This is a genomic window from Nitrosomonas nitrosa, from assembly GCF_003051105.1.
In the GTDB taxonomy this organism is placed as follows: Bacteria; Pseudomonadota; Gammaproteobacteria; order Burkholderiales; family Nitrosomonadaceae; genus Nitrosomonas; species Nitrosomonas nitrosa.
Genome location: NZ_QAOO01000045.1, coordinates 1 through 13581 on the forward strand (window position 1 = coordinate 1; position 13581 = coordinate 13581).

At 43.3% G+C, this 13581-nt stretch carries 12 protein-coding genes and 1 tRNA gene; 5 read left to right on the top strand and 8 right to left on the bottom strand.

Annotated elements, in window-relative coordinates; genetic code table 11:
• Window positions 1-104: 104 nt before the first annotated feature.
• Window positions 105-1376, bottom strand: coding sequence for an SMP-30/gluconolactonase/LRE family protein (locus tag C8R30_RS14760; protein ID WP_107790483.1), 1272 nt, complete (start codon window positions 1374-1376; stop codon window positions 105-107).
• Between the two features lie 481 nt (window positions 1377-1857).
• On the opposite strand from C8R30_RS14760, the gene C8R30_RS14765 reads away from it, so the two are divergent.
• Window positions 1858-2322 (top strand): hypothetical protein, encoded by a 465-nt coding sequence (locus C8R30_RS14765; protein WP_107790484.1) that lies wholly within the window; start codon window positions 1858-1860, stop codon window positions 2320-2322.
• Between the two features lie 22 nt (window positions 2323-2344).
• Here C8R30_RS14765 and C8R30_RS14770 read toward each other — a convergent pair whose 3' ends face one another.
• The 5 genes from C8R30_RS14770 to purB form a co-directional block, all read right to left on the bottom strand.
• On the bottom strand, window positions 2345-3646 hold the full coding sequence (locus C8R30_RS14770; RefSeq protein ID WP_090666126.1) for a porin: 1302 nt from the start codon (window positions 3644-3646) through the stop codon (window positions 2345-2347).
• 194 nt (window positions 3647-3840) lie between these two features.
• Window positions 3841-4953 carry a molecular chaperone DnaJ gene (gene dnaJ, locus C8R30_RS14775; RefSeq protein ID WP_090666124.1) on the bottom strand — a complete coding sequence of 371 codons (1113 nt, stop codon included), beginning with the start codon at window positions 4951-4953 and terminating at the stop codon, window positions 3841-3843.
• A 156-nt stretch (window positions 4954-5109) separates the two neighbouring features.
• Window positions 5110-7047: a molecular chaperone DnaK gene (gene dnaK, locus C8R30_RS14780; RefSeq protein ID WP_090666122.1), complete on the bottom strand. Its 1938-nt coding sequence runs from the start codon at window positions 7045-7047 to the stop codon at window positions 5110-5112.
• A 72-nt stretch (window positions 7048-7119) separates the two neighbouring features.
• Window positions 7120-7701 (bottom strand): nucleotide exchange factor GrpE, encoded by a 582-nt coding sequence (grpE, locus tag C8R30_RS14785; protein ID WP_090666120.1) that lies wholly within the window; start codon window positions 7699-7701, stop codon window positions 7120-7122.
• 144 nt (window positions 7702-7845) lie between these two features.
• Complete coding sequence (purB, locus tag C8R30_RS14790) at window positions 7846-9222, bottom strand: adenylosuccinate lyase (RefSeq protein WP_090666118.1); 1377 nt, start codon at window positions 9220-9222, stop codon at window positions 7846-7848.
• A 107-nt stretch (window positions 9223-9329) separates the two neighbouring features.
• On the opposite strand from purB, the gene C8R30_RS14795 reads away from it, so the two are divergent.
• Entirely contained in the window at window positions 9330-9947 is a 618-nt protein-coding gene (locus C8R30_RS14795; RefSeq protein WP_090666116.1) for a glutathione S-transferase, read from the top strand.
• A gap of 161 nt (window positions 9948-10108) precedes the next feature.
• On the opposite strand, the gene mnmA is transcribed toward C8R30_RS14795, so the two are convergent.
• Together mnmA and C8R30_RS14805 are read right to left on the bottom strand one after the other, a co-directional pair.
• A complete protein-coding gene (mnmA, locus tag C8R30_RS14800) occupies window positions 10109-11185 on the bottom strand; it encodes a tRNA 2-thiouridine(34) synthase MnmA (protein ID WP_090666114.1) in 1077 nt (358 codons plus the stop codon).
• A 4-nt stretch (window positions 11186-11189) separates the two neighbouring features.
• The gene (locus C8R30_RS14805; RefSeq protein ID WP_090666112.1) at window positions 11190-11639 is read right to left on the bottom strand and encodes an NUDIX hydrolase; all 450 of its coding nucleotides are present in this window, start codon (window positions 11637-11639) and stop codon (window positions 11190-11192) included.
• Window positions 11640-11727: 88 nt separating this feature from the next.
• On the opposite strand from C8R30_RS14805, the gene C8R30_RS14810 reads away from it, so the two are divergent.
• The 3 genes from C8R30_RS14810 to C8R30_RS14820 all read left to right on the top strand — a co-directional run bounded on the left by C8R30_RS14810 (window position 11728) and on the right by C8R30_RS14820 (window position 13514).
• Complete coding sequence (locus tag C8R30_RS14810) at window positions 11728-12453, top strand: glycosyltransferase (RefSeq protein WP_107783678.1); 726 nt, start codon at window positions 11728-11730, stop codon at window positions 12451-12453.
• Complete coding sequence (locus C8R30_RS14815) at window positions 12420-13169, top strand: arginine N-succinyltransferase (protein ID WP_258192069.1); 750 nt, start codon at window positions 12420-12422, stop codon at window positions 13167-13169. The genes C8R30_RS14810 and C8R30_RS14815 overlap by 34 nt, the downstream gene beginning before the upstream one ends.
• Window positions 13170-13421: 252 nt before the next feature.
• Window positions 13422-13514 (top strand) — tRNA-Ser (locus C8R30_RS14820).
• Window positions 13515-13581: the final 67 nt, after the last annotated feature.

A 13581-nucleotide genomic window follows, 5' to 3' on the forward strand; every position in this document is an offset into this window, starting at 1 on the left:
ACAGGATGCACACCTCTTACCTCAAAAACCCAAAAAACTAGCGCCTTTGTTACATATTCGTTATAGCATTACCCACAAATTTTCCTGAAGAGCCATTAATGGCTTCATTGCAGCTCTGATGGCCATGGTAGGCGCTGAATGCCTTTTGCTTGATCTCGATTAGTATTATTAAGCGCGACATTGGCTAAATAAATACCATCTGAGGCAGGTACTGCCGAAGCAATCGAGGAAAGCAACGGCCCCTTATAGAACGCCGAGTAAAGTGGTTTGCTCCCATCGGGACTTAGAACTACGACTCCCGTTTTCTGTGTTTGTGATAAGAGCAGTGACGTTGGCAACCGCATCACTAGCGGTTTAATCCATGCATTCTGATGTACCCAGGTCAGCAATGGACTTCTTTCCGTAAACATTGCTAGCCAGATTCGCCCTTGTGCATCGCGATCCATACCATCTGGCATACCAGGAAGCCCATCGATCACAACCTCATAACTGCCTGATTTCGGTCCATTCAAATAAAAACGCACTACCTGAAATAAAGATGTCTGAGTAACAACCACCGATTCTTCACGCATTTTTCCCGGATGAGGGTCATAGAGTACACCATTGATAAAATGGAAACCTTCGGCAATGAGCCGGACTGAACCCGTATCGAGGTCATACCGCCATAAACGGCCGTTAGGAGCAAGTGCAATGGCTTCATCAATTGCATCATCAGCAGAAGCATTTTCATAGTAAAAAGGCTCTGAGAAATAGATGCGACGCCCGTCTTCACTCACTTCTAAGTTGTCACAAACGGCAATCTTCCGACTGGGCCCGCCACCGCCATCAGCCTGGAGCTCGGGTGCTTTAGGATCGCCGTCAGCATATACAACGGGTTGCTGAAGATTAATGGTTGTATCAGGAACTTGCAGAACGATTGGTTCGATCGCGAGACTATCAAGATCAAGCCGGTACAAACCAGCTACTTCCTGTGGTGGTCTATTTTCATAAGAACCTGCAGAGCAAAAGTAAACATGAGCGGAACTGCCGGGATCTTCATGAATCCCCCAAGCCATCAAAGGTACATCAGCCAAAGGTGCGGCAGTATTGTCTGCCAAATTTACCCGCCAAATTTTTCCATCATGTGCAGTTACCAGAGCGACATTGCCTTCTCTCAAGAAGACAGCATCATCATAGGCAGGTAATTCTAGCGAAATTGACTCCAAGTTAGATGCAAAATCATCCGAGCGGTCTACTGCATCCATTTTTTGAGCCGTAGCGGGATTAATGGTAATGGATCCTGCAACGCAACACCGTATCTCTTCCCGGGGGGCCGCGATACTCCACCATACTATCGATGACACAGCCAAGATCGAGAAAATCAGCCATTTCTTCATTTGCCCCTCCTTCTTTGCCACTCTACCTTGCTTGATTTAGCAAGATTTGAATATAGCAATCTTATGGAAAGTATTTAATTACGTCCACTATTCTTATAAAGAAGATTTCAATCGATTTCAGCAGTTTTATGAATTTAGGTCAATTAATTGTATCCATATTAACTACAAATAATTTCTCTTATTGGTACTTATTTTTTATATTATTGCTCGCTATTATTACGCTAACAATTTGCTATAGTATAAAAACACAGAATCAACATATAACAAACTGCTTAAAAATAATAACCTTACTGCAAATAGTCCTAATTTTTTTAATTTTAGTAGCAACGAACAGGAATACAGCAGCAATAAATTGGACAATAAAATTAGTGATATTTTGTTTCCCGTAAAGAACGTATTGATAAAGGGGTTATTAATTTAAATCCAGAAAAATAATTAAAAGAAAAGCGCAGGGTTTAGGCTATTAAGTGGAGGTATCATCATGAAAACCAATTTCTTTTTGTTAATCGGATTGATGCCTATTTTTTTAACTGCTTGCGTACAAATGAATCCTATCGGTAATACTTGGCATAACCCTAGGCATCATAGCGCTTCGTTTGAGGTAGAGCCAAGTAGTAACGAAGCGATAGCGAAGTACCACGAGTATCTGGCTAAAGAAATACAAGTTAAATTACAAGAACAAAAGAAACTGCTCAAAGAGTATGAAGATCGCAGCTATTTTTACGGAGCGAAAGGGCAGGACCTAAGATCACATACCTCAGCCAATATTCGTTATTATGAAAATTTAGTGGAAGAAAACTTAAGAAAAGCCGCCATTCATTACAGACTAGCAAATGAGCAAAAAGAGCGCGATACTGCTGCTGACACAAGCGAGTCGCCTACCTTGTCTACCGATATTGGCGACTGGGAGCATGAGTTCTCCGTTAGTCCGAAAAATATGCCTTGAATTGAAATGGTGAATTTAGCTTTTAAAAGGGTAGTATAAAATCAAGAGAAAATAAGATCTGATCTTTATTGCCAGCAAAAGGTCTGTATGCAGGCGCTTTGTAAGCATCTACCCTATCGTATCGAATATTAGAGCGAACAATGAGCTTCTGTAGCGACTCCCATTTAAGCTTTAATGTCTTAGCCACCTTCCAGTTCAATCCAATCGTGACTGCGTAATAATCAGCAGGCGTAATAGTAATTGCATTAATATCGCCGGCAAAACTGATAGGAACCCCATTTACAATATTGGTCGCTGCAGCTATCCGGAAAGGGGAAGGGTTACGAAAACCATCGGCGTCGCGATACCATTCACCCCGTATACCCAGCGATAGATCTTCAGTTAAATCGTAGTACAGATGTGTTATGAAACTAATCCATTCCGCATCTTTTGTGACGTTATTATATTTAAGATTGTTCAGTAAAACGCCTCCCGCATGACCGTATACCTGATGGAGTACAAGGAGCGTCTTAGGTGTTATTTTGTGTTGTAAGACAATATTATAAAAACCCCAGGGTTCGCTACTCCTTGTCGAAGTTTCCCCGTATGTTCCAGAAAGATGAAAGATAGTTGCCCGGTTATCACTCGTCCAGGTAAATCCCGCTAAGCCACTCCAGTTACCCAACTCCTTATCCCAGCCACCATCCCATCCCCCCGTTGCGCTGCCAGTGACGGCCCCTCCAAGAACCAGTAGATTCTCAGTGAGGGGATAGTTTGCCAAGATACCCGTATGGGTAAAAGGCTCACCCACATTAAGGGTGTAGGCGCGTGTATAAAAAAAATTGTCAGGCGCTGGGACTGTTTCAAAACCGGTCGGCGTATAAAAATGACCTACTTTGACATTGAATCCATTTCCAATGGGTGCGTAGGCTTCCAAATAAGTTTGTGGAAGCGCAATACCATAAGTTCGTGTAGAAGAGCAGCATAAATCCAGATCCCAGTTGTTTCTATTTAATGGCTCACCTGTATTGACATCGAAGGTTGGAACACCAAAAGCCTGGGTAAAAATGGCATCTGTCCCGAACATGAAATCAACGCGACCACCGAAATCCCATGCGCTACCTACCGAAACTACGGAGCGGCGCATAAACAAATTAAGCTGGTTAAGCTGAAACTGATTGGCTTGATCAGCAAAAATTACCGGGCCATTATAGCCATCGGACTGGCTAGGATTAAAAGTTGCGCCACCGTTAATCCATCCTCCTACCTCTAATCGGCCATTCCTAAGAAAGTTTTTAAGATTATTAGCCTGGAGATTTTCTGGGTGTGTTGCAATAAACAACATAATGATTGTTACAGCGAATAGCAATCCGGCAGGGGATCTGAGTATATATACCAATTCTTTTTTCTACTCCGCTGATAATTAACAATCAAATATTAATTCACTTTTTTAATTAAAGGATTCACTCATACCAGTCCAGCTTGTAGCTAATAAAAAACGAGCAAAAATCTACTATCGATACCAGTCAAGCCATCGCTCTAATCTGAAAAAAATTCACGCGCTTTTTCCATCCAAGATTTTGCCCGCGGGCTATGGCGAGAGTTATCTTTCTGACTCAGCTCTTCCAATTCTTGCAGCAGCTCTTTTTGGCGTGCCGTCAGATTGACAGGGGTTTCTACAATAACATGGCACAAGAGATCACCAATAGTATGCCCCCGCACACCTTTTATTCCTTTACCACGTAAACGGAAAATCTTTCCGGTTTGTGTTTCTGGTGAAATCTTAATTCTTGCGTGACCATCCAAAGTGGGCACCTCGATCTCTCCACCCAAGGCAGCCGTTGCAAAACTGATAGGTATTTCGCAATGCAAATCGTTACCATCTCGCTGAAACACCGAGTGACTTGATAAGTGGATAACTACATAAAGATCTCCAGGCGGTCCACCATTGATTCCCGCCTCACCCTCACCGGATATACGAATGCGATCCCCTTCATCAACACCCACTGGAATTTTAATAGTCAGCGTTTTGTGCTCCTTAACACGTCCCGCACCGTAACAAGTCGAACAAGGTGAAGTAATGATTTTTCCGCTACCATGACATTTTGGGCACGTTTGCTGAATAGAAAAGAAACCTTGCTGCATTCGAACTTGACCATGACCATCACATGTTGTACATGTTACTGGCGAGGTGCCTGGTTTAGCGCCAGAACCATGACAGGTCTCACACATCACCATGGTGGGAATGCGAATCTTAGTTTCAGCACCACGTGCAGCTTGCTCTAAAGTTATCTCCAAGTTATAGCGCAGATCAGCCCCACGATGAACATTGGATCGCCCTCCTCCACTACGCATGCCAAAAATATCACTAAAGATATCGCTAAAGGCATCGCCAAATCCATGGGCTCCCGCACCGGCTGCGCTCGCATCGACACCTGCATGACCATATTGATCGTAAGCTGCACGTTTACTCGAATCAGAGAGTATCTCGTAAGCTTCTTTCGCTTCTTTGAAACGCTCTTCTGCCTTGGCATCACCCCCATTCCTGTCTGGGTGATATTTCATCGCTAGCTTGCGATAAGCTTTCTTAATTTCATTCTCGTCAGCATCTCTGCCAACACCGAGAACATCATAATAATCGCGTTTACTCATAAAAATTTCCTGCGGTCAGGATGTAAATCAAAACAGCTCAATTTAATTAATTACTGACTTAAATATAGATAGACGCCAAAACGCAGAGAAAGCAAGGTTTTTCCTCTATCCCTGCACCTCTGCGCCTTGATATTTTTTTATTGTAAAACTTTAAATTTATTTCTTGTCTTTCACCTCTTCAAATTCAGCATCAACGACTTCTCCTTCTACCGTTTTCTCGTCTTTTTTAGAAGAAGCCGATTCACTCCCCCCCTTCGTTTGTGCTGATTGCGCTTGATCTTGTGAATAAATTTTCTCGGCTAGCTTTTGAGACGCTTCCGTTAAAGCCTTGGTTTTACCTTCAATTACCTCTTTATCATTCGATTTAAGCGCTTCCTCCGCATCCTTCAGAGCCGATTCAATTTTTGATTTTTCATCATCCGACAATTTATCACCGTATTCTGTTAGCGATTTTCTGACAGAATGGATCATGGCATCACATTGGTTGCGACTATTGACAAGCTCCAGCGCTTTCTTGTCTTCTTCTGCATGCGCTTCAGCATCCTTGACCATGCGCTGAATCTCATCCTCTGACAGGCCTGAACTCGCTTGTATTTTGATTTTATTTTCCTTACCAGTCGCCTTGTCCTTGGCTGATACATGCAAAATGCCATTCGCATCAATATCGAAGGTCACCTCAATTTGCGGCATACCACGAGGTGCTGGTGGAATATCTGTCAAATTAAATTGTCCCAAGCTTTTGTTACCCGATGCCATTTCACGCTCGCCTTGCAGCACATGAATGGTTACTGCAGTCTGGTTATCATCCGCAGTCGAGAATACCTGCTGCGCTTTAGTTGGGATCGTTGTATTCTTCTGGATCAACTTGGTCATGACACCCCCTAGCGTTTCAATACCAAGCGACAAAGGCGTAACATCCAATAACAGCACATCTTTAACATCACCTTTTAGGACGCCTCCTTGAATGGCCGCTCCGATTGCAACAGCTTCATCGGGGTTGACATCTTTGCGCGGTTCCTTGCCAAAGATTTCCTTGACTTTGTCCTGTACTTTAGGCATGCGGGTCTGTCCGCCAACCAGAATGACATCGTCAATATCGGAAAAAGATAGGCCAGCATCCTTGATTGCTATCCGGCAAGGTTCGATTGTGCGTTGGATCAAATCTTCCACGAGGCTTTCCAGCTTGGCACGAGTAATCTTAACGGCGAGGTGTTTTGGCCCCGAAGCATCCGCCGTAATATAAGGCAAATTGACTTCTGTCTGCTGACTGGATGACAATTCAATTTTGGCTTTTTCTGCCGCATCTTTCAGACGTTGCAGCGCAAGTATGTCCTTCTTCAGATCAATACCGCTTTCTTTCTTGAATTCACTGACTAGATATTCAATCACGCGCGAATCAAAATCCTCACCTCCCAAGAAGGTATCACCATTTGTGGCCAGTACTTCAAACTGATGCTCGCCTTCCACTTCAGCAATTTCAATGATAGAAATATCAAAGGTACCGCCCCCCAAATCATATACAGCGATTTTGCGGTCTCCTTCTTTTTTATCCATGCCAAATGCTAGCGCTGCCGCAGTTGGCTCATTAATGATCCGTTTGACTTCGAGACCAGCAATGCGACCCGCATCTTTTGTTGCTTGGCGCTGGGAATCGTTGAAGTAGGCCGGAACGGTGATGACCGCTTCTGTCACCGGTTCTCCCAGGTAATCTTCCGCGGTTTTCTTCATTTTCATTAGCACTTGCGCGGAAATCTCAGGTGGTGCAATTTTTCTGCCACGCACCTCGACCCAAGCATCATTATTATCTGCTCGCACAATGCTGTAAGGTACCATTTTTATGTCTTTCTGGACCATTTCTTCGTCAAAACGGCGGCCGATGAGACGTTTTATCGCAAACAAAGTATTCTTGGGATTGGTTACAGCTTGCCGTTTGGCCGATGCACCGACAAGAATTTCATTATCCTCCGTATACGCTACAATTGACGGCGTCGTACGCGTACCTTCCGAATTTTCAATGACCTTGGGCTTGCCACCTTCCATTACAGCGACGCACGAGTTAGTCGTGCCCAGGTCAATACCGATTATTTTTGACATATTTACTCGATCCTTTTAAGTAATAACTAAAAACTTATCACATGTTCCGAAGTGGAGATGTTTACTCCAATTTCAAGCATCTTTGGCTTTTGCGACTGCCACCATCGCCGGGCGTATCACCCGATCATGCAACAGGTATCCTCTCTGCAAAACCTGCGTAACCGTATTCGGAGCAAGCTCCGATTCCACCATACACATTGCCTGATGTAGATGAGGATCGAATTTTTCACCGACAGGATTGATCACTTTAATATTAAATTTTTCGAAAACGGCAACAAGCTGCTTATGCGTTAGTTCCACACCATTTTTAAAATTTTCCAGCGTTGCATTTTCTACTGCGAGTGCAGCTTCAAGGCTATCCATCACAGCCAGCAATTCGCTAGAAAATTTCTCAATGGCGTATTTATGTGCATTGGCAATATCTGACTGAGCACGTTTACGGATATTATCGGCCTCTGCTTTAGCACGTAACCAAGCATCATGATGTTCAGCAGCACGTAATTCAGCTTCCTTCAACAATTGCTCAAGACTGGGTGTCATCTCACTTTGCGAGGCTGCTTCATCGCCATCCTTGGCTGTCGTTAGTTCATTCGTTTCTCCGCTGACTTGAATTAACTCTTGCTCTTCTGCTTGTGGTTTATTTGATTCTTGCATACTCATCTCCCGTTTTGGAATAGTTATATTGGGATAGTTAATCTGATTTCAATCGATATGAACAACAAAAATACTCAATCCAAATTAGGTGGTGCATCTACTCTTCAATACTGTATTGTGGAGAAAAATATCAAACAGTTATATCTAATTACCGATATTCTCCGCCAACCGTGCCGCCAAACCGGTGTAATTCTCCGGGGTAAGCTTCAATAGTCGATTTTTCTCGGCCTCCGGTATATCGAGACTTTGAATAAAGCAATGCAAGGTTTCCTGAGTAATATTGGTTTTTCCGCGTGTGAGTGCTTTTAGTTGCTCATAAGGATTGGCTACCCCATAACGGCGCATAACCGTCTGAATAGGTTCAGCTAACACCTCCCATGCATCTTGCAAATCTTGCTGTAATTTCACATGATTAATTTCAAGCTTGTTCAATCCTTTTATACAGGAATCATAGGCTAACAACGTATGTCCTAGTGCCACACCCATATTGCGCAGTACTGTTGAATCCGTTAAATCACGCTGCCAGCGCGATATCGGTAATTTATCGCTTAAATGCCTGAGTAATGCATTGGCTATTCCTAGATTTCCTTCCGAATTCTCGAAATCGATAGGATTTACCTTATGCGGCATCGTAGAAGAACCAATTTCCCCTTCCTTGGTTTTTTGCCGAAAGTAGCCTAACGAAATATACCCCCAGATATCACGATCCATATCCAACAAGACATTGTTCACGCGTGCGACTGCATCGAATAACTCTGCAATGGTGTCATGAGGCTCTATCTGGGTCGTGTAGGGATTAAAAACCAAACCAAGTTTTTCAACAAAAATACACGCAAATTTCTCCCAATCCAGCATGGGATAAGCAACGGTATGTGCATTGTAATTTCCCACTGCACCATTGATTTTCCCAAGAATTGCCACATTCGCAATTTGCTCGTAGCCACGTTGTAAGCGATACACCACATTAGCAATCTCCTTGCCCATCGTAGTAGGTGTAGCCGGTTGACCATGCGTTCGGGAAAGCATCGAGACATCCATCGATCGATGAGCCAATCCCATCAAATTACCAATGATCCGCTTGAGCATTGGCAGTATCACTCGATCTCTACTATCCTTCAGCATGAGTCCGTGCGAAAGATTATTGATGTCTTCCGAAGTACATGCAAAGTGGATAAATTCAGATACGCGACTCACCTCAGTATTCTTAGCCAAGGATGTCTTCAACCAATATTCGACCGCTTTAACATCATGGTTGGTATGCTTTTCTATCGCTTTAATTGCTTCAGCATCGCTAATTGAAAAATTCTTTGCTAAAAGATCTAGCTGTGTAATCGTAGCAGGAGAAAAAGCAGGTACTTCTGTAATAAGTGGCTCATCACTTAACGACTTAAGCCATTCTATCTCGACTTGCACACGATAACGAATCAACGCAAATTCGCTGAAATAAGGCCGCAAATCAGCAACCTTGCTATAGTATCGACCATCAAGCGGAGAAAGTGCGTAAATTGGGGAAAAGCTCATCAATTGTTATCCTAGTTTTAGCCGCCATTTTAGCACAGCCCGATATCCCCTTGAGGATGCTCAATCGTATAATCGGCATCTGAAAGTATAATTACAAGGACAAAACGATGAAATTGGTTGGATCACTTACCTGCCCTTTTGTACGTAAGACCCGTATCGTTCTTGCTGAAAAAGAGATTTCTTATAACTTTGAAATCGACATACCCTGGAGCACAGATACCCATAATGCTAATTACAACCCCCTAGGAAAAGTCCCTCTCTTAATCATGGAGGACGGTAAAACACTGTTCGATTCTCGTGTCATTGTTGAATATTTGGATACTTTTAATAACCCTAACCCGGTTTCACACCTTATTCCTGCGACGGGGCCTCAACGTTGGTTGGTAAAACGCTGGGAAGCACTTGCGGATGGTATCTGTGAAGCGGCAGCGAATGTTTATTATGAACGCAAACGGCCTGAGGGGTTACAAAGTCCAGAATGGATCACACGTCAGCATAAGAAAATTGAACTGAGTTTAGCAGCCGCAGCTATGGAATTAGGCAGCAATAACTGGTGTGCAGGAGAAACAATAACTTTAGCCGATATCGCATTAGGTTGTGCAATTGGTTACTTAGCATTTCGTAACCTTCAAACTGAATGGAGTCAATCCTACCCCAATCTCACCAAGTTGATTGACAAATTGGAACAGCGACAATCCTTCATCAGTACAGCACCCAGGGAATAATTTGATTAGTCAGTCAGTTTAGCCATTACCCCAATCGCTTAAGTTGCCTTCATCTTTGATCGATCGAAGATCAATTAGGATTTCGATCGATAGGAAGCTTTAATACTTTGCTCAGTATGGGTAAAGTTTTCCAAAAACGTACCCGCTGATCGGCCACATCATCACATGATGACTCCTCCACCCAAACACACATTGCTTTCATATACCACAACAGACTGACCAGGCGTCACAGCCCATTGCGGCTGAGCAAACTCAATTTGGCAGTTATCTTGATCAATGTTTGTAATAGCACAAGGCGCATCAATCTGCCGATAACGCGTTTTCGCCGCATAAACCCAATTACAGTGGGGTGACCTCCCGCTAATCCACGTGAGATCGGTAGCGGATAGCGCCGCGCTGAGCAATGCGGGATGATCATGTCCCTGAACGACGATCAACACATTGTTGGCAGTATCTTTACCAGCAACAAACCATGGCTTCTCATTGCCGTCTTTGGTTCCACCAATACCGAGTCCTTGCCGCTGGCCGAGAGTGTAATACATAAGACCGATGTGCTTACCGATCACCTTGCCCTCCAGAGTTTGTATCTCCCCGGGTTCATGCGGCAAATATCGGTTGAGGAATTCACGAAAAGGCCGTTCACCAATGAAGCAGATACCCGTGCTATCTTTCTTAGAAGAATTAGGTAAGTTGTGTATCAACGCAATTTGTCGCACCTCTCGCTTGTATAGATGACCAATTGGAAAGAGTGTTTTTGCAAGCTGTTCCTGAGTTAAACGGTAGAGAAAATAGCTTTGGTCCTTGTTACCATCCTCACCTTTCAACAACTGATACAACCCATTGACATGACGTACCTGGGCATAATGGCCTGTCGCAATATAATCAGCACCGAGGGCAATCGCATGATCAAGAAAGGCTTTGAATTTGATTTCAGCATTGCACAGTACATCTGGGTTAGGCGTTCGCCCCATTCGATACTCAGCAAGAAACGAACTAAATACACGTTCCTTGTACTCTGCCGAAAAATTGATCACTTCAAGTGGAATATTTATGATATCGGCTACGGAAGCTGCATCAATAAAATCCTGCCGCGAGGAGCAATACTCATCGGTATCGTCATCCTCCCAATTTTTCATGAACAAACCTAAGACTTCATAGCCTTGTTCCTTCAACAGCAAGGCTGAGACTGAGGAATCCACTCCGCCTGACATTCCCACGATGACACGTTGTTTTTTCATGAATTTAGTCGTAATGCGTAAAAATCTCTAAAGAATAACGTTTTCCAGCTAGATAATCGTCAATACATTGCATAACAAGCGGGCTGCGGTGACAGTCTCTACGATCGCGAATCTCACTCAGATCAAACCAGGCAGCACGCAAAATTCCACTGTCTAGCATTCGACCAGCATCAAATTCAGTCACAGTACCGCTAAAAGCAAAACGTATAAAAGTTGTATTTGTTTTATTAGAATGCCAATGATATATACCCACCAGCCAGTGAGGAATGAAAGTATAGGCAGTTTCTTCCAGCACTTCACGAACACATGCCTGGATGATAGATTCGTTTGGCTCCAAATGACCGGCAGGTTGATTTAATTGAATCCCCCATTCCTGCTGATCTTCCTCAACCAACAGATATTTGCCTGCACGTTCAATAATGGCTGCAACCGTGACATTAGGCTTCCAGATCATAACTACCCTATGAATTAATATCGCAAACCGTGTTTATAAATCTTGTTATCATCCAACGTATGTCCATCTCTAGTGAGCTTAGTTTGCTATGCATATTTCAATCATTATTCCGGCCTATAACGAAGAGCGCTTGATCAGCCTGTGCTTGCAATCAGTTTTCGAGGCAATCGCGGCGAATCGAGATTTTGGTTTTACTCATGAAGTTATTGTGGTGGACAATAATTCTACTGATAATACCGCTGTTCTGGCAAAAAAGGCTGGAGCACGCGTGATTTTCGAACCCATCAATCATATTGCAAGAGCACGCACTGCAGGTGCCGCTGCTGCTACGGGTGACTGGTTTATATTTCTCGATGCAGATTGCGTGCTAAACGAGAAATTATTAGCCGATATCTTCCAATTGATCAAGGAAGGCAAACATGTTGGTGCCGGCAGTACCTTACTGATGCCTGGGCTGCCATGGTGGGCTCAAGCCATATTAAATTTTTGGACGATGCTCTCCGTCTTATTCGGATGGGCAGCCGGTGCATTAATGGTGTGCAATGCCAAAGCATTCCGAGAAATTGGTGGCTTTAACTTGGCACTTTATGCAGCCGATGAAATTGAGTTTAGCCAAAAACTCAAAAAATGGGGAAAAACGCGCAAACTTAAATTTAAGATTTTATCCTCCCATCCACTCGAAACATCAGGTAGAAAAATACAGCTCTACAGTGGACGAGAAGTATTCTTACAGTTCATGCGCCTTATCTTTCGTCCGTACCGAACATTGCATGACAAGAAATGGCTATCGATTTGGTACGACGGGCGGCGTTAATTGACATTCCTATAACAAGGGCAATTATGGATGCTACTGAGAATACACACAAAAAAGCCTATTCTATGCGCTGGACACACGTATTGCTTATTGTTTTACTCACCATCCTAATAACCATAACCGGAACATACTGGATACTTAAAACCTATTTTTTTACTTCAGCCTTTACACCAGTAACGCTCAATGCAAAAGAAGAGAAAATCCTCGAAGCCAAATTGAATGCACTCGGCTATGAACCCGAGCACCCATCCCCGAAGAACGAAAGCGACGAGCTTGATGAGAATGGTTTTCTAAAACCTGAGCCCTATTCTGAAGAAAATGCAATACGCGAAATAAGTTTCAATGAACGGGAGTTAAATGCGATACTGGCTAAAAATACCGATCTTGCACAAAAACTTGCTATTGATCTCTCCGCTGACCTGGTTAGCGCAAAACTGCTCATTCCGCTTGAAGAAGATTTTCCGGTATTGGGTGGTAAAACACTTCGTTTTAATGCCGGCATCGGAATGGCTTACCAACATGACAAACCCGTCATAGTACTCAAGGGTATAAGTTTCATGGGTATTCCCATCCCCAATGCTTGGCTAGGAGACCTGAAAAATATCGATCTTGTCGGTGAATTTGGTGTCGATCCTGGATTCTGGCGGTCTTTTTCAGCAGGTATAGAAAACATTAAAGTCACTGATGATCAAATTAATATTAAATTCAAAGAGTAATCGTACTCCTAGTACAGATTACGCCAGTTAATATCACCCGGTAAAGCCGACAGAAATTTACTACATTACTTCAGGATTCACTTTCCTAGCCTCCTGTAGCGCCCAAATTTCATATAAAACCAAACAGTTGGTTTACTAGAAATCCATACAGTTTAATTGCTCTTACTTAGAAAAGGACTAAAAGTTGCTCCTAAGCATGATCTAGTTTATCCTTTGCTCCCTGTCATCGATAGGCAGCCTATTGTTAAAAAAGGAGAAGTGACCGAGTGGTTGAAGGTGCACGCCTGGAAAGCGTGTGTACGGCTTATCACCGTACCGCGGGTTCGAATCCCGCCTTCTCCGCCATTGCACCTTAAGCAAGATACTGATTTATAACGATTATATGTTATTGAATAAGGTCTTGTTCTTGCCG

Excerpts from the sequence above, each read along its gene's own strand:
- C8R30_RS14760 (WP_107790483.1), bottom strand. The coding sequence starts at position 1,376 with ATGAAGAAATGGCTGATTTTCTCGATCTTGGCTGTGTCATCGATAGTA.
- C8R30_RS14765 (WP_107790484.1), top strand. The coding sequence starts at position 1,858 with ATGAAAACCAATTTCTTTTTGTTAATCGGATTGATGCCTATTTTTTTA.
- C8R30_RS14770 (WP_090666126.1), bottom strand. The coding sequence starts at position 3,646 with ATGTTGTTTATTGCAACACACCCAGAAAATCTCCAGGCTAATAATCTT.
- dnaJ (WP_090666124.1), bottom strand. The coding sequence starts at position 4,953 with ATGAGTAAACGCGATTATTATGATGTTCTCGGTGTTGGCAGAGATGCT.
- dnaK (WP_090666122.1), bottom strand. The coding sequence starts at position 7,047 with ATGTCAAAAATAATCGGTATTGACCTGGGCACGACTAACTCGTGCGTC.
- grpE (WP_090666120.1), bottom strand. The coding sequence starts at position 7,701 with ATGCAAGAATCAAATAAACCACAAGCAGAAGAGCAAGAGTTAATTCAA.
- purB (WP_090666118.1), bottom strand. The coding sequence starts at position 9,222 with ATGAGCTTTTCCCCAATTTACGCACTTTCTCCGCTTGATGGTCGATAC.
- C8R30_RS14795 (WP_090666116.1), top strand. The coding sequence starts at position 9,330 with ATGAAATTGGTTGGATCACTTACCTGCCCTTTTGTACGTAAGACCCGT.
- mnmA (WP_090666114.1), bottom strand. The coding sequence starts at position 11,185 with ATGAAAAAACAACGTGTCATCGTGGGAATGTCAGGCGGAGTGGATTCC.
- C8R30_RS14805 (WP_090666112.1), bottom strand. The coding sequence starts at position 11,639 with ATGATCTGGAAGCCTAATGTCACGGTTGCAGCCATTATTGAACGTGCA.
- C8R30_RS14810 (WP_107783678.1), top strand. The coding sequence starts at position 11,728 with ATGCATATTTCAATCATTATTCCGGCCTATAACGAAGAGCGCTTGATC.
- C8R30_RS14815 (WP_258192069.1), top strand. The coding sequence starts at position 12,420 with ATGGCTATCGATTTGGTACGACGGGCGGCGTTAATTGACATTCCTATA.